Raw genomic sequence first — 18,090 nt, forward strand, 5'->3', positions numbered from 1 at the left:
TTATCGTTCAGTCGTCCCCGTTCGTCTCGCTTTTCGGCGGTTCTCCCACACCCGGCGTTTCCTCCTTCGGGCGATGGAGGTACTCCTTCTGTTGGTGGACCTTCCGATAGCCGCGGCGGACGAGTTTGTCGAACGTCCCGCGCCGGACTTCCGGTTTCACTCGGCCGTCACGAATCGCGGCGACGACGCTCTCGGGCGTGAGCGTGTCGGCATCGACCAGCGTGTAGGCCCGTCCGACTTCCATGGGATAGTGAGCGTCACTCCCGCCGACGAGCGGCAGGTCGTACTGTTCCGCCAAGTCCCGCGCCCACTGCTCGGTACGCGGATGTTTGCCGTTGACTTCGATGGCGTCGAACTCCGCGTCCACCTCGCGCACCGTGCTGTTCCGGTAGGGATGGGCGACGATGGCGACACAGCCGCGTTCGTGGGCCAACTCGACCACCTCCTTCGGCGTGAGCGTCCCCGGGGAGGTGCGCGTCGGTGGATCGGGACCGACCACGAGGATGTGGCCCTTCGTCGAGGAAACCTCGATACCCGGAATCGTCTGCACGAGTTGTCCGGAGAACGAATGGTAGTAATCGTGATTCGTCAATGCGACGCCGTCCAACCCCCGGTAGCGCGCTCCCAGTTCGAGCAGTCTGACGCCAACCGGATCGAAGAGCGCGGCGGCCTGTTCGTGGCCGTGGAAAAATCGCGTGTGGGCGTGTAGGTCGATGGCAAACACGTCCGTAGATATGCAGCCGATAGGTCTTTGGTTTTTCCGCCGGTTTTCCTCGTCATGAAAGCCGACGGGGACGCCGTGGATGACCTCGCGGCGACCGAGGACGGAATCGAGTACGAGCGCGTCGTGATCTCGAACCCGATCAGCGGCGACGGGACCCACCGCGAACAAGTCCGGAGCCTCGCCATCGAACACGACTACACCGTCCTCGAAACGCAGGGAGAGGGCGATGCCGTCGAGTTCGCACGAAAGGCCGCCGAAAGCGGCGCGTCGCTGGTCGCTGCTGCGGGGGGTGACGGAACCCTCCACGAAGTCGTTCTGGGGTTGGACGAAGCGGACGCGCTGGACTCGGTGACGTTCGGCGTGGTCCCGGCCGGAACGGGCAACAACTTCGCCGGAAACATCGGCGTTCGGAGCATCTCCCACGCCTTCGACGTGCTCGATTCGGGCGAGCGCAGGCGGATCGACCTCGGGACGGCGAACGGTCGCCCCTTCGTCAACTCCTGTGTCGGCGGGTTGACGGCCGACGCGAGCCACAAGACCGATCCCGAGCAGAAAGAGCGCCTCGGCGTGCTGGCCTACGTCGTGAACACCCTCCAGTTGATGACCGACTACGAGGGGTTGCCGCTCTCCATCGAGGCGTCCGACGAGGGCGACGTTTCGTGGTCGGGCGACGCCGTCTTCGTCCTCGTCGGCAACGGCCGACGGTTTCCGACGAAGGGGCGCACGCAGGCGAACATGGAGGACGGCCTGCTCGACGTGACCATCGTCGAAAACGTCCCCGCCGCGAACCTCCTGCAGGAAGCCACGATGCAGCGCCTGTTCGGGGCCGAAACCGAGAACGTCACCCACCTTCAGACGCCGACGTTGAACATCGAAATCGAGGGGAACTCGCCCGTCGAGTTCAGCCTGGACGGCGAGATGGGCGAATGGGACGAACTGACGCTCGACGTTCGTGAAAACGCGCTCGAAATACCCGTCGGTGAAGGGTACGAGCGATATCCGGAGAAGTGAAACGGCGAGAGTGAATCGAGATTATAGAACTCTGTTCGGTATCGCCCAATCTGTCCTGACCGAGTGGCGCGCGCGAGAAACGCGTGCGAGGTCTTCGTGAACGGAGTGAACGAATGGCTCGTCGGAGCGTGTCTCTGACGGTGGATGAGTGAGCGACCAGCGGGAGCGAAGGAATCGGCTGGGGAGGTGTGTGGCGCAGTGCGGGGGCTTTCTGGGTCTGCCTCCCAGTAGTTGCAATCGCAGCCGAATCACAATCTTCCCGACGTAGCGAGCGGGCAGGTGCTTTAAAACTCCACGTTCCAGTAGTTGCAGTCAGAAGAAAACCAGAACCACGAGAATAGTGTTGCTCTCGCCGTCTTCGTAACAACGTTTACGCCGCCCCCGTGCCTCAGTTCGCGTATGGCAATCACGGCCCGCGATTTGATGACGACTGAGGTGGAAACCGTCTCGCCCGACGACGAAATCGGGGAAGTGCTGACCCGTCTCGCGCGGGTGCAGTTCAACGGGTTTCCCGTCACGGACGACGGGGAGGTCGTCGGTATCGTCACCCAACACGACTTCGTACATATGTTTCAGCCGAGCGACCGAACGCTGTGGATTCCCATCGGCTTCCCGCCGTTCCTCGAAAGTCTGGAATACGGGTTCGACCTCTCGTGGGACGAGTTCGACGTGGGTATCGACCTCGTGCGAAACGCCGGAAAACCGGTCCGAACGGTCATGAGCGAGAACGTGGTGACGGTGACGCCCGACGACGACATCGACCGCGTCCTCGATCTGCTGGTCGACGCGGAAAACGACATCAACCGCCTCCCGGTCGTCGAGGACGGTAAACTCGTCGGCATCATCGCCCGACAGGACGTGCTGCGGGCGCTTCGGGACGAACGCCGCGCGCGGTGAGATGGATCGACGTTCCGCTCTCGAATCCGGCATTCGGGGTGGGTTTTCGAAACCTACACCACCTCTCGGGAGAGACCTCGTACAGTGACCCGGTATCGAAACGTTCTGCTGTTCGTTATTCTCGCCGCGTTCTGGGGGTCGGCGTTCATGGCCATCCGGGCCGGACTGGAGTTCATTCCGCCGGTCCTGTTCGCGGCGATTCGTTACGACGTGGCGGGCGTGTTGATGCTCGCCTACGCCATCTACGTGACCGACCGCTGGCGGCCACGGACGCGCGGCGAGTGGACGCTCGTCCTCGTCGGCGGCGCGCTGATGATCGCGGCGTATCACTCGTTCCTGTTCATCGGTGAGCGACGGACGCCGAGCGCCGCCGCCGCCATCATCGTCAGCCTCAGTCCGATTCTGACCTCCGGTTTCGCCAGGATATTCCTCCCCAGCGAGCGGCTTACGCCCGCCGGAATCGCCGGATTGCTTCTCGGATTCGTCGGTGTGGCGGTCCTGAGCCTCTCGAACTCCGGTTCGGGTGAATCGCTGACGACGACGGTGATTCCGCAACTGCTCGTGTTCCTCGCCGCGTTCTCGTTCGCGCTCGGCAGCGTCCTCACGCAGCGAATCGAGGCCGAACTCCCCATCGAGACGATGGAAGCGTGGTCGATGCTCCTCGGCGCGCTCATGATGCACGCCATCAGCGTCGCCCGCCCGAGCGAATCTTTCTCGGCGATCCGGTGGACGCCCGACGCGATTGCCGCCATCGCCTACCTCTCCATCTTCGCGAGCGCGATCGGCTTTCTGATCTACTTCGACCTGCTCGACCGCCTCGGCGCGGTCGAGATCAACCTCGTTTCGTACGTTGCCCCGCTGTTCGCGGCGCTCACGGGTTGGTACTTCCTCGACGAGGTGGTGACCCCCCTGACCGTCGTCGGATTCTGTATCGTCTTCGCGGGCTTTTGCCTGCTGAAACGGAACGCGATTTCGCGCGAACTACCGAGAATTACCGGCGTGTTCACGTCCGGACGCTGAGCCGAGAAAAACCGACTTTTCGAGAATCGAAGCTCAGGCGAACCCGTAGAGGACGCCCTCGCCGTCGGTGCCGCCGATGTCGGGGAGCGTCGCTCGCTCGGGATGGGGCATCATGACCGCGACGGAGTCCGAACCGCCGATGATTCCAGCCACGCTGCCTTTCGACCCGTTGGGGTTCGTCTCGTCGCTGACGACGCCGTTCTCGTCGCAGTAGCGGAAGAGGATACGGTCCTCAGCGTCGAGTTCCTCGTACTTCTCGTCGGTAATCTCGAAGCGCCCCTCGCCGTGTGCGATGGGGACTTCGATGACTTCCCCTTCCTCGTAGGCCGCGGTCCACGGCGTGTCGGCGTTTTCGACGCGCAGGTAGACGTATTCACACTGGAAGCGCGCGCTCCGGTTGGTGGTGAACGCGCCGGGCGTCAATCCCGATTCACAGCCGATTTGCGCGCCGTTGCAGATGCCGAGGACGGGAACGCCCGACTCGGCGGCCTCGCGCACCTGTCCCATGATGGGCGAGTTCGCCGCGATGGCACCCGCGCGGAGGTAGTCCCCGTAGGAGAATCCACCCGGCAGCATCACGCCGGTCGTGTCCTCCGGCAGGTCGTCCTCGTGCCAAACGAGTTCCGCGTCCACGCCGATGTGGGTGAGCGCGCGAATCGCGTCGCGGTCGCAGTTGCTCCCGCCGAACTGGACGATTGCGACCGTCATCGCTCCTCGACGGCCACCGTGTAGTCGTGAATCGTCGGATTGGCCAGCAGGCGCTCGGCCATCTCCCCGGCGCGTTCCTCCGCGTCCGAGGACGATTCGGCGTCGAGGTCGATTTCGAACTCGTCCGCCGAGCGCAGCGATTCCAGTTCGAAACCGAGTCGTTCGAGCGCTCCTCGGGTCGTTTCGGCCTCCGGGTCGAGCACGCCCGCCTTTAGCCGAACCGTCACCGTCGCGGTGTAAGCAGTCATCGGTTGACCGTGCGCGTTCGTGTTCAAAAGCTCTTTTGGAACCGATTCGTTGTGCACGTTCGTGGTGCTCCCAGGCAGTGGGAACCCGTGTAGGCCCCCCCTGACGATTGTCAGCACGGTCGGGAAATTTTGCACGGGAGCGAATACTTTTCCCGCCCGCCCGCAATACACATCCTCTATGGCCCAATTTCGCAACCGGCAGGTGAAGCGATGAACCACCGAGAGCTAACCGAAATCACCGTCGTCGGCGACGACGACACTGGACTCGTCGCCAACGTCACGACCCTCCTCTTCGAGCGCGGAATCAACATCGAGGACGTCGACCAAGCCGTGCGCGAGGGCGTCTTCCGGATGACGGTCCACGTCGAGACGAGCGACATGGACGTGAGCAAACACCGACTCCGGCGCGACCTCGCCGACCTCGGCGACGATTTGGATGTTGACGTCCGCGTCCGCTTCCCATCCGAACGCGACGCCCGACAGGTCGCCGTCCTCGTCACGAAGGAGTCTCACTGCCTACAGCGACTGCTCGACGCCCGCGACGAGTTCGACGCCGAAATCGGAGTCATCATCGGCAATCACGACGACCTCGAACCGCTCGCGACCGAGCACGGAATCCCGTTCCACGACGTCGGCGACGACGGCGGCGTCCACGACGAAGAGAAATTGCTCTCACTGCTGGACGACTACGACACCGACCTCGTCGTCCTCGCGCGGTTCATGCGCATCTTGAGCCCCAACGTCGTCTTCCGCTACGAGGGGCGCATCATCAACATCCACCCCAGCCTGCTCCCGGCGTTCCCCGGCGCGAAAGCCTACCGACAGGCCAAGGAAGCGGGCGCTCGCATCGCGGGCGTCACCGCCCACTACGTGACGACCGACTTGGATCAGGGCCCCATCATCTCCCAGCGCGTGTTCAACGTCCCGGACGACGGGAGCGTCGAGGAACTTCGCGAACGCGGCCAACCGCTCGAAGCCGACGCGCTCCTCGAAGCCGTCCGCCTTCACCTCAACGACGACGTGGAGATCCGTCGCGGTCGAACGGAACTGCGCGAAAGCGGTGGAGACGAATCGAAGTATCAACTCGGCATGCCACCCGAACTCGACGCCGAGATGCCCGACGAACCGATCGACGGGACCCTCGCTCTCGGCGAGTCCGACGACTGAAACTACTTCGTCTCTTCCGACTCGGTACGCCGTGCGAGGACGAACGTGGCCGTTCCGCCCATCTCGTCGTTTACGGTGTGTCGCCAGCGAATTTCGAACCCCGACTCCTCCAGAATTCGCTCGCTCTCGTCCGGTGACGGGATGCTCCAGTGCATTTCGACGCCCGTCCCGAGCCAATCGTCGTTGCTTCCCTCCCACGCCTCGGAGCCAATCGTGAGGAGGAGATGGCCACCCGGCCGCAGGAGACGACGGAACTCCCGCGCCACGTCGGGATGGTTGCCCGACGGTACGTGAATGATCGAGTGGTAGGCACAGATACCGTCGAACGTGCCATCCCGAAAGCCGAGTTCGGTCATGTCCGCTTGGCAGAACCGCCCCTCGGGAACGTTCTTCCGGGCGCGGCCGATCTGTTCGCGCGAGAAATCGATTCCGACCAGATCGACGTCCCCCGCCAGCAGTTGCGCGATGGGACGACCGGCCCCACAACCGGCGTCGAGCACGCGGGCGTCCTCCGGGAGGTGCATGTAGAACTCCTCCAACAACGCGAGGTCCTCGCTGTCGTCGTCCTCGTTTCGCTCGGCGAGATACTCATCCGCGATTCGGTCGTACGCGCGACGAACGTCGTTTCTATCGTAGGGCATGGGTTGAGTAAGCTGACGGTGCTGTGGGTCCCCTTGGTTCGGTCTCGCATAAAAAGCTTCGTCACCGACAGGGATTGCTACGTAACTGATTTCGAGCCGAATTTCTTGTGACGGCAAGGACTACGATGAAGGCCTAGAAAGCCCCCGCCCGTCCAACCGAGTGGCGCGCGCGAGAAACGCGCGCGAGGGATGACGGAGCGACTGAAATTCCCGTGAGCGGTAGCGAACGGGAGCACGGAAGAGCTTCGCTCTTCCGGTGAGGGAGCGGAGGAATCGGTTGGGGAGGGCGTGGTGCGATTGCGGTATTCATGCGGCTCGGGTACTGAAATCAGACTAGGAATCAAACCCTTCTGTGCGGAGGGAACGGGCGGGGGCTTTCGAGGTAGTCTACCTACCAGTAACCGCAATCACACACCAGACAACCCCATCTCGTTGCTGTTCCGAGAGACGATTCTCGACGACAGTCAGCGAATCCAGAGTAATACTTCTTTCCGAAAAACAACGCTAAAACGCACCTATCCAAGCCCGCTCGTCGATTTTACAGCTCTTTGACGGCCATGACGGCGTCCTCCAGCGACGGCGCGTCGAAGAAGTCGCGGCCGACGTAGGCGTTGGTACCGGCGGTGTAGAGGTCGCGGGCGGCGGTGAGCAGTTCGTCCGGGAGCGGCTGTGGGTCCTCGGAGCACAGCGATTTCCAATCGGCGATGTCCCGCTCTTTCGCCTCGACTTTGGCGTCCTTGACGGCGTCGACCCACGCGGGTTGCTCGCGCTTGTGGTACTGGCGGATGAACTCCTTGCTGACCTGCTGGCCGTGGAAGGTGAACCGGTTCTCGTCGAAGGTGCCGACCACGTCGGCGACGCGAATCTCGCCGTCGTAGTAGAGACACTCGATTTTGCCGTCCTCGTGGGTCAGGTTCGATTTCGCGGCCTGCCGGGTAACGAGGTCGTTGACCTCGCGTGCGACGCGTTCCAGTTCCGAGATGTCGGCCTTCCCCGCGATTTCGTCCGCCTCGCTCCGGGAGAGATATCGGTCGCTCTTCTCGAACTTGGTCGAGAACTCGATCACTGGCTCTTCGAGTTGGACCGCTCCATCGGGCCACTCCGGGAAGTCCAACCCGTGGTCGGCGGGGTCGGTGCGGCGGCGCAGACTCGACCCGACCGGGACGCTGTTGCGGAAGACGACCTCCAGCGGGATGAGGTAGTTGTCGTTCGCGCCGCTGTGGAACAGTTCGTAGTCGTAATCGCGCCCCTCGTGCGGCAGGTTCGGTACCTGCGTCAGATCGATGGCCATCTCGGTCGGCGGTTCGGTCACGTCCGAGAGGGAAACCACGTCGCCGTCGGAAACGACGCCGCGGTAGTGGGTCGGAATGCCTTCCTCCTCCAGTCGTTCGAAGTTGAACGCGCCCATGGTACAGAGGCTCGCGCCCTTGTCCGGAATAGTATCAGGCATCTTGCCCCAGTCGAACACCGAGTAGTCGTTCGTGAACACGAACGACCCGCGCCCGAGTGAGTCCGGCGTCGGTTCTTCCTCGACCCGGAACTCCTTCACACTCGTCATGGTGGTGTTTCTGCCGTCCCCGGACTAAGTAGTTTCCATCTTCGTGCTGAACTGAGCCGACATGTGGCCGAAAGATGTACATATGCATGCAGTGGTGTCTGCCGTGACCCTGCGATTTTTGGGGGTCGGACGGGATGATTGTCCCATGGCTAACGTGCGCGCGGAGAGCAACATCCCACGGGACCGGTTCGGGTTCGAACACGTCCCGGACACGGATCAATCGTTCGAGAACGCCCTCGAACGGGCGCGAAACGGCGACCGACTGACGGTCGCCGACGGCGTCGAACTGCTAACGACCGGCACCGACCACCCCGGCATCGACCTCGTCCGAAAGGAGCGCGTGTTGGAGGCCGCCGACCGCCGCCGCGAGGAAGTTGTCGGCGACACTGTCACGTTCGTCGCTAACCTGAACAACAACGTAACGACGGCGTGCAACACTGGCTGTCTCTTCTGCAACTTCAAGAACACCGCACGGAACTTCGAGGTCGGCGCGGACGAGGACCACGGCGGATTCACGAAAACGCCGGACGAATCCCGTGAAATCGTCGCCGACGCACGCGAACGCGGCATCTACGAGGTTACGTCGGTCAGCGGTCTCCACCCCGGACTCGCGCTCGACGACGAACACCTCGAAATCCTCGATGCGAGCGAGCGCGGCGATTTGAACTTCAAACACCCGGACGAGTACAAAACCGACCCCGCGACGTACGTCGAACAGATTCGCGCGATGAGCCTTCCCGGCATTCACATCCACTCGATGACGCCCGAGGAAGCGTATCACGCCCGTCGCGGCACGGACTGGAGTTACGAGGAGGTGTACCGCAGGTTGAAGGCCGCCGGACTCGACAGCGCGCCGGGCACCGCCGCCGAGATTCTGGTGGACGAGGTGCGGGGCGTCATCTGCCCCGGGAAGATTCGCACGGACGAGTGGATGGAGTCCATGGAGGCCGCCGCGAACGTCGGCCTCGACACCACGGCGACCATCATGTACGGCCACGTCGAAAACGAGATGCACCGCGTGATGCATCTCGAAAAGCTCCGCGAGTTACAGGACCGAACCGGCGCGATAACGGAGTTCGTCCGCTCTCGTTCATCCATCAGAACACACCGCTGTACGAGCGCGGGATGGTCGAGAACGGCGCGAGCATCCACGAGGACGAACTGCTCATCGCGGTCGCCCGACTCTTCCTGGACAACATCGAGAACATCCAGTCCTCGTGGGTCAAGTACGGCGACGAACAGGGACTCAAGATGCTCTCCTGTGGCGCGAACGACTTCATGGGCACCATCCTCTCGGAGGAAATCACGAAACGCGCGGGCGGCCAGTTCGGCGAGTTCCGCTCCTTCGAGGAGTACGTCGAGATGATAACGACCATCGGTCGCACTCCCGCGGAGCGTTCGACCGACTACCGGCAGATACGCGAAATCGACCCCGACGACCCGCCGTTCGGCCCGACGCTCGGCCCGTGTGCGGACGGCACGCCACTCCTCGACTGACGGTCCTCGATACACAATTCTCGACGGACGATTCTCGACGGACGATTCTCGACTGACGATCCGTTCCGCCCGAATCAGCGCTCCAAAACGTCCCGGTATCGCCGACCGGCGTCGGTATTCGCGTCGATTTCCGTCCGAATTCGGTTCGAGATCCAGTCGTCCGCGACGTATCGTTCGTACACCGGGAGACGCTCGTGGAGCGGAACGCCCGCCGATTCCGCGATGTCCTCCAGTTCGCGTAGGGCGGGCCACTCGTAGTCGGGATTGATGTAATCGTCCGTGACGGGCGACACGCCGCCCAGATCGTCCACGCCGCAGTCCAGCAGTTCCCGCGTCGGCGAGAGGTTCGGCGGCACCTGCACCGAAATCTCGTCAGGAAGCGCCACCCGCGCCATCGCCACGACTCGCCGCATCGTCTCGACCGAGGGTCGTTCGAACCGCGAGCGCTCGTTCGGGACGACGTTCTGAACGATGATCTCCTGAACGTGTCCGTACCGTTCGTGCAGTTCCCGAATCGCCAGCAGGCTCTCTGCCCTGTCGCGCCACTCCTCGCCGATGCCGACGAGCAGACCGGTCGTGAACGGCATCCCGAGTTCGCCCGCGTTGCGAATCGTGGCGAGTCGCTGCCCCGGGTTCTTTTGGCGTGGTCCCGCGTGTGCGTCCACGTCCGCCGTCGTCTCCAGCATCACGCCCATGCTGGCGTTGACGTCCGCGACGAGTTCCATCTGCTCGCGGGTCTGGTCTCCCGGATTCGAGTGGGGAAGCAGCCCCACGTCCAGCGCGAGTTCGCATACCTCCCGGAGATAGGAGTGAATCGAGTCGTGGCCCCACTCGTCCAACTGCTCGTGAATCCGCGTGTAGCGGTCGTCGGGGTCGTCGCCGAAGGTGAACAGCGCCTCGGTACAACCCGCATCGACGCCGGTTTCGAGGATGTCCCGCACCTCCTCGGGGGACAGCAGCGACGCCTGCCCCGGTGCGTCGAAGTAGGTGCAGTACGTGCAGGTGTAGCGACACGCCGTCGTCAGCGGAACGAAGACGTTCTTCGCGTAGGTCAGCGCGTCGGCGGGCGACGCGTCCGCCGGGGTGACGGCGAGCAGTCGGTCGATTTCCGCTTCGTCGAAACTGATGTCGATGTCGTACTCTTCGGCCCCCGGAATCATATCATGGGCTACGGAAGGAGGGGTAAAAGGGTTTGGAGCTTCGGGTCGGAAACGAATCCCCCACTTCCCGAATCCGAAGTTTCAAGCGACGATACAAAATACGAACCGGTAGATGTCCCCGCCAAGCGACGCCGGGCCGAAGGAACTACTCCACTGGTTTCGGACGACCGACGAGGAGCCGGTTCCCCTGCTCCGCGACCTACTGAAGACGCTACTGTGGCTCGTCGCCATCGGTGCCCTCCTGTTTGCGATCACGGGTGTGTGGCCGCCCATGGTCGCCGTCGAGAGCGGCAGCATGCAACCGCACATGGAGAAGGGCGACCTCATCGTCGTGATAGAGAAAGGTCGATTCGTCGGGGACGGGTCGTACGGCGACACGGGTGTCGTGCCGTATCGCGCGGGGAAGGGGTCGGGCTATCGGTCGTTCCACAGCTACGGGGACGTGATCATCTATCGGCCGGACGGCGCGACCGGAGAGACACCGATCATCCATCGTGCTCGTTTCTGGGTGCAAAAGAACGAGAACTGGTACGATAGGGCGGATCAGAAGTTCATCGGAAGCGCGGACAACTGCGAGGAGTTGCCGAACTGTCCCGCGCCACACGCCGGATTCATCACCAAGGGTGACCACAACGGCGAGTACGACCAGGTCTATCGGGGAATCGGCGGGCCGATCAGCAGTCCCGTCGAATCCTCGTGGATCGTCGCCAAAGCGAAGATTCGAATCCCGTGGCTCGGCTGGGTTCGCCTGGCGGTCTGATCGTTCGTATTCCGGGTTTTCCTACCGCGTCACCGTCACGCGACCGCTCGTCACCGACAGCGAGAACCCGGCGTCTTCGAGCCAATCGCTGGCGGCACCGTCGCCATGCAACAGCACTTCCGCGAGGTCGTCCGGCTCGTCCACGTCCGTCGCGAGGCGATGGGAGTCGAGTTCGGTGACGGACGCGTTCGCCGTCGCCGCGATTTCGACGTGGTCGAGATACGAGGTGCCGTGATAATCCACCCGAAAGCCGGGATGACGGGCGACGAGCGCGTTCGTCCCCCCGCCACGCCCCGGCGCGAGGACGACGTCGCCGTCGCCGAGAAGAGGCGTTCGAGGGCGTCCGGGGTCGCCAACGCGAGGTCGGCCATCACGATTGCCGTGGAATCCGCCTCTGATCCGGCCGATTCGGAAAGCACCGCGTTCACCGCTGGCGTCAGCGGGCGAGTGTCGATGGAGAGTGGTGCATCGATATCGATTTCCCGGGTCGTGAGCACTCGTGGGCACCGACCGGTCGCACGAATCGTTCCGAGAACGTCTTCGAGCATCACCAGCGCGAACTCGCGGCGCTCGTCGGCTGACAGCGTCCCGGCGAGTCTCGTCTTCGGCTCACCCGCGGCGAACGGCACCACTACCTGCATGGGCGGTGGTACTCGGTCGGCGTGTTAAGTGGTTGCGAAAACGGGGACGACAAAAGAGGTCGAATTGCGTGCCGCCGTCAGCGCAGGCGGTAGTTGTTCTGCTGCTGGGAACGGTACCAGAACCCAGCACCGCCGATGATGATGATGACGAGAACTGCGATTCCACCGTACATGAGCAGCTTGTTCTGTTGTTCCGACTGCTGTGCTTTGTCCGATGCCGAGTTGGCGCTCTTTTTGGCCTTGTCGGCGAGGTTAGCGGCGAGGTCGAAGTTCTCCCCGTTGTACGCCGAGATGGCGTCGTCGAGGGAGCTCTGCGCCTCCTTCGTGTTCGCACCCGAGGACGCGTCGTCGATAGCGCCCTGTGCGGCCGCGATGGCGTTACGGGCGTTCCTGCTGTCCTCGGTGTGGTAGTTCGCCGTCCACGTGTCTATCTCCTCGGTGTTACCGCCCTTTCGGGTCTGGCTGAGTTTTGCGAACGTGAACGCCTGTTGGGGGTCGTACGAGAAGTTCTCGACTTCGGGCACCGTGCCGGACACCTTCACGACCGCCTTGCTCGCGTCGCTGTCGAGCGCGAGCGAGTGGTTGAACGTCCGACCGTCGTAGGATTTCTTGGCCTTCTGGTTGCCCGCTTGGTCGTACGTCGTGACGGTCCACGTCACGTCGGTCAGTTCGGTTTTCCCTTGCAGCGTCCACTCCTCGTAGTTGCTGTAGAGGTCGGTCAGCGTCATCGTCGCGGTGACGGAGTCGCCGACTTTCGCGTCGCTCGGAACGTCCTTCCCCTTCGTCGAAATCGCCGTGGCAGGTGCGACTGCCGAGAGGGCGAGCGTGGCGACGAGGAGGAGGGCGAATAGCTTAGAACAACGGGTCGAGTTCATCTTCATCATCCTCGACGAGGTTTTCGAGGTTCGTCTGGCTCTCTTGTTGAATGTCGTCGATGTTGTCTTGGGCTTCGATGGCGACCTGCTGGAGTTCCTTGATTCGTGGAACGTTCGTGATTCCCGAGAGTAGGACGACGCTGGCGACGCTGGGTTCGTTGACGGGGTAGTCACCGCCACGGACCTCCATGCTGCCGGTCTGCTCTTCGAGCCACTTGCGACCGCGCTCGATACCTTTCCGGTTCAGGTGGGGGGACGGCCCGCTCATGACGAGGAGGGCGCGCTCCGTTCCCTGAATCTCACAGGGCATGGTCAACCGACCGAGCGCCGCCTTGCGAACGAGGCTCGTGATTCGGTTGGTCGTGTGTGCCGTGTCCTTGGCCTGTCCGCCACTGCCGCTGGTGAAGCGGGAGAGAAGACCGCCGGAGTTCTGCATCTCGACTTCCTCCGCGGCGTAGCCGATGGTGGAGACGCCGCCACCGGCGAGCGTGTTGATGATCTCGCTGGAGTCGACGACGCTTTCGGCCACGTCGTCGCCGCCACCGACCTCACCGGCACCGAACAGGATGCCGAAGCGGGTGACGATTTCCTCGTTGATCTCCGCGTAGCCGCCCTCCATGCTCTCGCCGGATTGGCGCCACGCGTCGTTGTCGAACACCATCAGGTTGTCCACTTCGCGGACGAACGTCTGGAACGAACGCGCCGCGTTGAGCGTGTAGATTCCCCCTTCGTCGCCACCGGGCAGGATACCCAGCCCGTAGACGGGTTCGGTGTAGATTCGCTTCAGATGTTTCGCCACGACGGGCGCTCCGCCGCTTCCCGAACCGCCGCCCATTCCGGCGATGATGAGGAAGGCGTCCACTTCGTGGACGGGAATGTTGTCGATAGCCCCCTGTACTTCGTCGATATCCTCTTCGGCGATTTCCGCGCCGAGTTCGTTGTCCGCACCCACGCCGTGTCCTTTGACGCGGGACTGTCCGATGAGCACCCGGTTTTCCTCCGGAACGTGCTGTAGACCCATGAGGTCAGCACGGGCAGTGTTGACGGCGACAGCCGCGCGGACGATGCCGCTCTGTGTTCGCTGGTCGTATTCCAGGAACTTGTCGACGATTTTACCGCCTGCCTGACCAAATCCGATCATCGCGAGTTTCATTTTTCGGTACCGTTCTCCGTTGAGAGAAGAACAGAAGGAATAAGGGTATAAACTTTGTGGTATGTTCTATTTCAAATTGCAGACATACACAACACAAAAACGCAATACGGCGTCGGATTTTAGTGCAGTTTTCTTCCCGACTTGATTTGTATCATATGCCCCCTCTTTAAGTCTGCATATATCCAGAATGGTCTCGTTCGTGTTATGTCGGATCGACGGACTCAACCCCGAGATATTCCTCCAACGTAGTCAATTCTTCGGATTTAATGTCGAAGTTCCGAACATCGTTGTCCGACGTCGTATTGTCGAACTTCAGTGATCGATACTGGTCCGCACCCATCGGGAATCCCGGAATCGCGCCGCCGACTTTCAGCCCGACGCCCGCGAGTTCCATCGGTATCGGGAGCACGGTAACCGATTGTCCCTCGGCCCGTCGAGCGAGTTTCGCAACCTCCGCCAAGGTCAACACTTCCGGACCGCCGATTTCGTAGATTTTCCCGTCGTGGGATTCGTCCAGTCCGTCGGCCAGTATCGGCACGAGGTCGTCCACCCAGATGGGCTGAAACCGCGTTTTGCCCCCGCCGGGAAGCGGCGCGAGGTACGGCGGCGTGAGTTTCTTCGTGAACGAGACGAACTCACCGCCGTCGCCGAAGACGACCGACGGGCGGAAAATCGTCCACCGACAGTCGGACTCCTCCACGACTTCCTCGGCCCGCCCCTTCGCTCGGATGTACTCCGTCGGGCCGTACGGATCGGCCCCCAGCGCGCTCATCTGGACGATCTTTCCGACGTCGTGTTCCTCCGCCGCCCGGACGACGTTCCCCGTCCCGTCGAGGTGGACACTCATGTGCGACAGCCCGCGCGGCGGTTTGAACAGCGGCGAGAGCGCCACGAGGTTGACGACCGCATCCTGTCCCTCGAACGCCTCCTCGATGGAGGCGTACGCCGTCACGTCACCCATTGCCGTCTCGACGCCGTCCGGGAACTCGGCTTCGTCCGGGTTCCGCGCCAACGCCGTCACCTCGTGGCCGCGTTCGTGCAGTTCGGGGACGAGGTTTCGACCGATGAATCCGGTGCCGCCGGTCACGAGAACTTTCATACCGTAGATATATGCTCCACTGCTGGTAAAGGTATCTCCCAACGAAACCGGCTGGGAAACGCGAGTAATCGGTAGCGGAAGGTGTGGCCCTCGCGATGCGGGACGGTGAGGTTCGGTCGTCCAAAACGTACGTCCCGTTTTCGACGCCGCCCGCAGACTGATGGTGGTCGCTCCCGTCTCTCGAACCATGAGCGTCAGTGGCCTGTGTCAGATCTGTGAAGCAGCGGAGGCAACACACGACTGTGACCGCTGTGGGGCACTCGTCTGTGACGAACATTGGAACCGGTCAAGTGGGTACTGCGTCGAGTGTGCGGCCGAGTTGGGTGTCGGCGGGGAGCAAAATCGGACACCGAGCGGGCCGGGGGCGGAGGACATCACGCCGCCGGATACGGACGACGAGACACACCAACTCTGAGTTTCGAATCCCCTCCGGCCCGGTTCATCGATACTGGTTCAGCTGTTTCTTGAGCCGTTTCGCCGCTTGTCCGGAGGCTTTGGCGAACTGCTCGCCCGCGTCCTCGCCCGCGAAGATGATGCCGCGTGAGGAGTTGACGAGTCCGGCACCGTCCGCGAGGGCGTAAGTCGCGGCGGCTTCTGTGTCGCCGCCCTGTGCGCCGACGCCGGGGACGAGGAACGGGAGGTCCGGGACGCGCTCGCGCAGTTCTTCGAGTTCGTCCGGGGTCGTCGCGCCGACGACGAGGCCGACGTTGCCGTTGCCGTTCCAGAGGTCGGCGAGCGAAGCGACCCACTCGTACAACGTCTCGCCGGAGGCCAGTTCGAGGTTCTGCAAGTCCGACCCGCCGGGGTTGGAGGTTCGACAGAGGATGAATACGCCCTTGTCCTCGCGCGAGAGGAATGGGTCGAGCGAGTCCCGTCCCATGTAGGGGTTGGCCGTGATGGCGTCGGCCGAATCGAGGAGCTTCGCGTACTGACGGGCCGTGTTTCCGATGTCGCCGCGCTTCGCGTCCAACAGGACGGGGACGCCCTTTCCGTGGGCGTACGCGATGGTTTCGGCGAGCGCGGCCCAGCCGTCGCCGTCCTCGTAGAAGGCGGCGTTGGGTTTGTAGACGGCCGCGTGTTCGTGGGTCGCGTCGATGATGCGGCGGTTGAACGCCCAGCGCGGGAGGTCGTACTCGTGGAGGTGGTCGGGGATGCGTTCGATGTCGGGGTCGAGCCCGATGGAGACGATGCTGTCGGTGGTCTCGATGCGGTCGGCGAGCCGGTCGAAGAAGTTCATATTCGGAGATTTTCGCGGTGGCTCAAGGAGTTATCGAACTGGTAAAGGCAGTTCGGACCCATGAGTTCTGTACAATGCCTGTGACCGCTGTGGGCTTCGACCTCGACGAGACTCTCGCCGTGACCGAGAGGGCGCGAGAGAAACTGCTCGCGGATGCGACGAAGGCAGTCGGTGCTCCATCACTCACCCGTGAGGAGTATCTCGATGCCCACAGTCGTCATTTGACGAGCGACTCGCGGAAACCCATCTTTGCCGACCTGCTCGCCGATGGCCTCGGAGCGGATGCGGAGGAACTTACCGACGCCTATCAACAGGCGATTCTGGACTCGCTCGCGTCGGTCGGCGACATCCCGTCGCTCCTCTCGGAGCTCCACCGGGAGTATCGTCTCGGCCTGCTCACGAACGGCCCGGTAGAGGCACAACGCGGAAAGCTTCACCAGTTGGGGTGGGAGGAGTACTTCGACGCGACGGTCGTCACCGGCGAACTCGAAGCTGGAAAGCCGGACCGCCGCGCGTTCGATGCGCTCTGTGAACGACTCGACGTCCGACCCGAGGAGATGGTGTACATCGGCGACAACCCGGAGGCGGACATCCGCGGCGCGGGCGACATCGGGATGAAGACGATACAGGTGCTGTTTCCCGACGGACCGGAACCGGAACCGTCGGCGGACGCGTACGTCGACCGTGAGGAACTTGTGTCCGCGCTTCCGAGGATAATCGCAGAACTAGGGGAGTAAAACGAAACGGAAGAGTACAGCAGCTCCGTTGAATCCTGTTGTTACGACACTCTCGACGGTGAAACACCCGGTACGTGTAATCACGGAATTATTTTGGCTCGCCTAAAACTCGCAATCTTTTTAGCAGCCCTATCTCTCAGAGGTCGTATGGCGCTTACGACGCTGGAAACGGTCGCACTCGGAACTGTCGCTGGTGGGACAGTCTATCTCGGGTTGCCGGTCGCACGATTTTCCGTTTCGAATCGAACCACTCATATTCTCAACGGCGGCGCAATCGGTGTTCTCCTGTTTCTTCTCGTAGACATCCTCCACGGCGCACTCGAACCCGTAGAGGAAGCCATCGAGGTAACCGCCGAGACCGGAACCCTTCACGTTGCGCTCCCCCTCGCGCTTCTGATCGGCTTCACGGGAAGTATCGTTGGCCTCGCTTGGTTTAACGACCGCTACGTCGGTTCACAGTCGAATCCACAGACGACCGCGCTGATGGTGGCCGTCGGTATCGGATTTCATAACTTCAGCGAAGGGCTCGCCATCGGTCAATCGGCAGCGACGGGTGCGATATCACTCGCAGCGGTGCTTATCATCGGCTTCGCCCTCCACAACGTTACCGAGGGATTCGGTATCGCTGCTCCGTTGACGAATACCGAGAGTTCGGCATTCCAACTGGTGACCCTCGGACTGATCGCTGGAGGACCGACGTTTCTCGGTACCATTATCGGACAGAGCTGGACGTCGCCAGCGGCGTCAGTCCTCTTTCTCGCTCTCGCGGGAGGTGCACTCATCTACGTCATTCAGGAACTCTTCTGCATCGACCGTCGTGGCCTTGCTCGCAGCGTCCTGTTTTCCGCGGTTGCAGCGGGATTCCTCGTTGGCTTCGCTACCGAACTCGCCGTCTATCTCTCGATGGGGGGCTGAACTATCGATCGCGAAACGTGACTCCCGAGAATTTCGACGGAG

At 62.5% G+C, this 18,090-nt stretch carries 18 protein-coding genes and 2 pseudogenes; 9 read left to right on the forward strand and 11 right to left on the reverse strand.

All coding sequences use genetic code 11. The annotated features are described in order from the left end of the window. Nucleotides 1-7: 7 nt before the first annotated feature. Nucleotides 8-724, reverse strand: coding sequence for a CehA/McbA family metallohydrolase (locus tag A4G99_RS07015; protein ID WP_066141187.1), 717 nt, complete (start codon nt 722-724; stop codon nt 8-10). 54 nt (nt 725-778) lie between these two features. On the opposite strand from A4G99_RS07015, the gene A4G99_RS07020 reads away from it, so the two are divergent. From A4G99_RS07020 to A4G99_RS07030, 3 genes are all read left to right on the forward strand, one after another. Then, a complete protein-coding gene (locus tag A4G99_RS07020) occupies nt 779-1,735 on the forward strand; it encodes a diacylglycerol kinase family protein (protein WP_066141191.1) in 957 nt (318 codons plus the stop codon). A gap of 399 nt (nt 1,736-2,134) precedes the next feature. Next, nucleotides 2,135-2,632 carry a CBS domain-containing protein gene (locus A4G99_RS07025; RefSeq protein WP_066141194.1) on the forward strand — a complete coding sequence of 166 codons (498 nt, stop codon included), beginning with the start codon at nt 2,135-2,137 and terminating at the stop codon, nt 2,630-2,632. An 84-nt stretch (nt 2,633-2,716) separates the two neighbouring features. Then, the gene (locus A4G99_RS07030) at nt 2,717-3,652 is read left to right on the forward strand and encodes a DMT family transporter (RefSeq protein WP_066141196.1); all 936 of its coding nucleotides are present in this window, start codon (nt 2,717-2,719) and stop codon (nt 3,650-3,652) included. A gap of 33 nt (nt 3,653-3,685) precedes the next feature. Here A4G99_RS07030 and purQ read toward each other — a convergent pair whose 3' ends face one another. Together purQ and purS are read right to left on the reverse strand one after the other, a co-directional pair. Further along, entirely contained in the window at nt 3,686-4,360 is a 675-nt protein-coding gene (gene purQ, locus A4G99_RS07035) for a phosphoribosylformylglycinamidine synthase I (protein WP_066141199.1), read from the reverse strand. Continuing rightward, entirely contained in the window at nt 4,357-4,608 is a 252-nt protein-coding gene (gene purS / locus A4G99_RS07040) for a phosphoribosylformylglycinamidine synthase subunit PurS (protein ID WP_066142421.1), read from the reverse strand. The genes purQ and purS overlap by 4 nt, the downstream gene beginning before the upstream one ends. Nucleotides 4,609-4,818: 210 nt before the next feature. Here purS and A4G99_RS07045 point away from each other — a divergent pair, with 210 nt between their 5' ends. Beyond that, entirely contained in the window at nt 4,819-5,775 is a 957-nt protein-coding gene (locus tag A4G99_RS07045) for a formyltetrahydrofolate deformylase (protein ID WP_066141202.1), read from the forward strand. Nucleotides 5,776-5,777: 2 nt separating this feature from the next. Here A4G99_RS07045 and A4G99_RS07050 read toward each other — a convergent pair whose 3' ends face one another. Then, complete coding sequence (locus tag A4G99_RS07050; RefSeq protein ID WP_066141204.1) at nt 5,778-6,416, reverse strand: class I SAM-dependent methyltransferase; 639 nt, start codon at nt 6,414-6,416, stop codon at nt 5,778-5,780. Nucleotides 6,417-6,954: 538 nt separating this feature from the next. Then, nucleotides 6,955-7,974 carry a phosphoribosylaminoimidazolesuccinocarboxamide synthase gene (locus A4G99_RS07055; RefSeq protein WP_066141208.1) on the reverse strand — a complete coding sequence of 340 codons (1,020 nt, stop codon included), beginning with the start codon at nt 7,972-7,974 and terminating at the stop codon, nt 6,955-6,957. 145 nt (nt 7,975-8,119) lie between these two features. Here A4G99_RS07055 and cofH point away from each other — a divergent pair. Then, a pseudogene (cofH, locus tag A4G99_RS07060) lies at nt 8,120-9,471 on the forward strand (7,8-didemethyl-8-hydroxy-5-deazariboflavin synthase subunit CofH). A gap of 74 nt (nt 9,472-9,545) precedes the next feature. On the opposite strand, the gene cofG reads toward cofH, so the two are convergent. After that, the gene (gene cofG / locus A4G99_RS07065) at nt 9,546-10,631 is read right to left on the reverse strand and encodes a 7,8-didemethyl-8-hydroxy-5-deazariboflavin synthase subunit CofG (protein ID WP_066141210.1); all 1,086 of its coding nucleotides are present in this window, start codon (nt 10,629-10,631) and stop codon (nt 9,546-9,548) included. A gap of 112 nt (nt 10,632-10,743) precedes the next feature. Between cofG and A4G99_RS07070 the strand changes: the two genes are divergently transcribed. After that, nucleotides 10,744-11,391 (forward strand): S26 family signal peptidase, encoded by a 648-nt coding sequence (locus A4G99_RS07070; protein ID WP_066141213.1) that lies wholly within the window; start codon nt 10,744-10,746, stop codon nt 11,389-11,391. 21 nt (nt 11,392-11,412) lie between these two features. On the opposite strand, the pseudogene cofC reads toward A4G99_RS07070, so the two are convergent. The 4 genes and pseudogenes from cofC to A4G99_RS07090 form a co-directional block, all read right to left on the reverse strand. Next, a pseudogene (cofC, locus tag A4G99_RS07075) lies at nt 11,413-12,032 on the reverse strand (2-phospho-L-lactate guanylyltransferase). A gap of 77 nt (nt 12,033-12,109) precedes the next feature. Then, a complete protein-coding gene (locus A4G99_RS07080) occupies nt 12,110-12,907 on the reverse strand; it encodes a hypothetical protein (protein ID WP_082837760.1) in 798 nt (265 codons plus the stop codon). Continuing rightward, nucleotides 12,885-14,060 (reverse strand): tubulin/FtsZ family protein, encoded by a 1,176-nt coding sequence (locus A4G99_RS07085; protein ID WP_066141219.1) that lies wholly within the window; start codon nt 14,058-14,060, stop codon nt 12,885-12,887. The genes A4G99_RS07080 and A4G99_RS07085 overlap by 23 nt, the downstream gene beginning before the upstream one ends. Before the next feature lie 202 nt (nt 14,061-14,262). Further along, nucleotides 14,263-15,159 carry a complex I NDUFA9 subunit family protein gene (locus A4G99_RS07090; RefSeq protein ID WP_066141223.1) on the reverse strand — a complete coding sequence of 299 codons (897 nt, stop codon included), beginning with the start codon at nt 15,157-15,159 and terminating at the stop codon, nt 14,263-14,265. Nucleotides 15,160-15,346: 187 nt separating this feature from the next. On the opposite strand from A4G99_RS07090, the gene A4G99_RS07095 reads away from it, so the two are divergent. Beyond that, nucleotides 15,347-15,574: a hypothetical protein gene (locus tag A4G99_RS07095; RefSeq protein ID WP_190303713.1), complete on the forward strand. Its 228-nt coding sequence runs from the start codon at nt 15,347-15,349 to the stop codon at nt 15,572-15,574. A 24-nt stretch (nt 15,575-15,598) separates the two neighbouring features. On the opposite strand, the gene pyrF is transcribed toward A4G99_RS07095, so the two are convergent. Next, nucleotides 15,599-16,396: an orotidine-5'-phosphate decarboxylase gene (gene pyrF, locus A4G99_RS07100; protein WP_066141232.1), complete on the reverse strand. Its 798-nt coding sequence runs from the start codon at nt 16,394-16,396 to the stop codon at nt 15,599-15,601. 74 nt (nt 16,397-16,470) lie between these two features. On the opposite strand from pyrF, the gene A4G99_RS07105 reads away from it, so the two are divergent. Beyond that, entirely contained in the window at nt 16,471-17,133 is a 663-nt protein-coding gene (locus tag A4G99_RS07105; RefSeq protein WP_066141234.1) for an HAD family hydrolase, read from the forward strand. A gap of 147 nt (nt 17,134-17,280) precedes the next feature. Further along, a complete protein-coding gene (locus tag A4G99_RS07110) occupies nt 17,281-18,048 on the forward strand; it encodes a ZIP family metal transporter (RefSeq protein WP_066141238.1) in 768 nt (255 codons plus the stop codon). Nucleotides 18,049-18,090: the final 42 nt, after the last annotated feature.

The sequence above is a fragment of the Haladaptatus sp. R4 genome, from assembly GCF_001625445.1.
GTDB lineage: Archaea > Halobacteriota > Halobacteria > Halobacteriales > Haladaptataceae > Haladaptatus.

Excerpts from the sequence above, each read along its gene's own strand:
- A4G99_RS07020 (WP_066141191.1), top strand. The coding sequence starts at position 779 with ATGAAAGCCGACGGGGACGCCGTGGATGACCTCGCGGCGACCGAGGAC.
- A4G99_RS07025 (WP_066141194.1), top strand. The coding sequence starts at position 2,135 with ATGGCAATCACGGCCCGCGATTTGATGACGACTGAGGTGGAAACCGTC.
- purQ (WP_066141199.1), bottom strand. The coding sequence starts at position 4,360 with ATGACGGTCGCAATCGTCCAGTTCGGCGGGAGCAACTGCGACCGCGAC.
- purS (WP_066142421.1), bottom strand. The coding sequence starts at position 4,608 with ATGACTGCTTACACCGCGACGGTGACGGTTCGGCTAAAGGCGGGCGTG.
- A4G99_RS07045 (WP_066141202.1), top strand. The coding sequence starts at position 4,819 with ATGAACCACCGAGAGCTAACCGAAATCACCGTCGTCGGCGACGACGAC.
- A4G99_RS07050 (WP_066141204.1), bottom strand. The coding sequence starts at position 6,416 with ATGCCCTACGATAGAAACGACGTTCGTCGCGCGTACGACCGAATCGCG.
- A4G99_RS07055 (WP_066141208.1), bottom strand. The coding sequence starts at position 7,974 with ATGACGAGTGTGAAGGAGTTCCGGGTCGAGGAAGAACCGACGCCGGAC.
- cofG (WP_066141210.1), bottom strand. The coding sequence starts at position 10,631 with ATGATTCCGGGGGCCGAAGAGTACGACATCGACATCAGTTTCGACGAA.
- A4G99_RS07070 (WP_066141213.1), top strand. The coding sequence starts at position 10,744 with ATGTCCCCGCCAAGCGACGCCGGGCCGAAGGAACTACTCCACTGGTTT.
- A4G99_RS07080 (WP_082837760.1), bottom strand. The coding sequence starts at position 12,907 with ATGAACTCGACCCGTTGTTCTAAGCTATTCGCCCTCCTCCTCGTCGCC.
- A4G99_RS07085 (WP_066141219.1), bottom strand. The coding sequence starts at position 14,060 with ATGAAACTCGCGATGATCGGATTTGGTCAGGCAGGCGGTAAAATCGTC.
- A4G99_RS07090 (WP_066141223.1), bottom strand. The coding sequence starts at position 15,159 with ATGAAAGTTCTCGTGACCGGCGGCACCGGATTCATCGGTCGAAACCTC.
- A4G99_RS07095 (WP_190303713.1), top strand. The coding sequence starts at position 15,347 with ATGAGCGTCAGTGGCCTGTGTCAGATCTGTGAAGCAGCGGAGGCAACA.
- pyrF (WP_066141232.1), bottom strand. The coding sequence starts at position 16,396 with ATGAACTTCTTCGACCGGCTCGCCGACCGCATCGAGACCACCGACAGC.
- A4G99_RS07105 (WP_066141234.1), top strand. The coding sequence starts at position 16,471 with ATGCCTGTGACCGCTGTGGGCTTCGACCTCGACGAGACTCTCGCCGTG.
- A4G99_RS07110 (WP_066141238.1), top strand. The coding sequence starts at position 17,281 with ATGGCGCTTACGACGCTGGAAACGGTCGCACTCGGAACTGTCGCTGGT.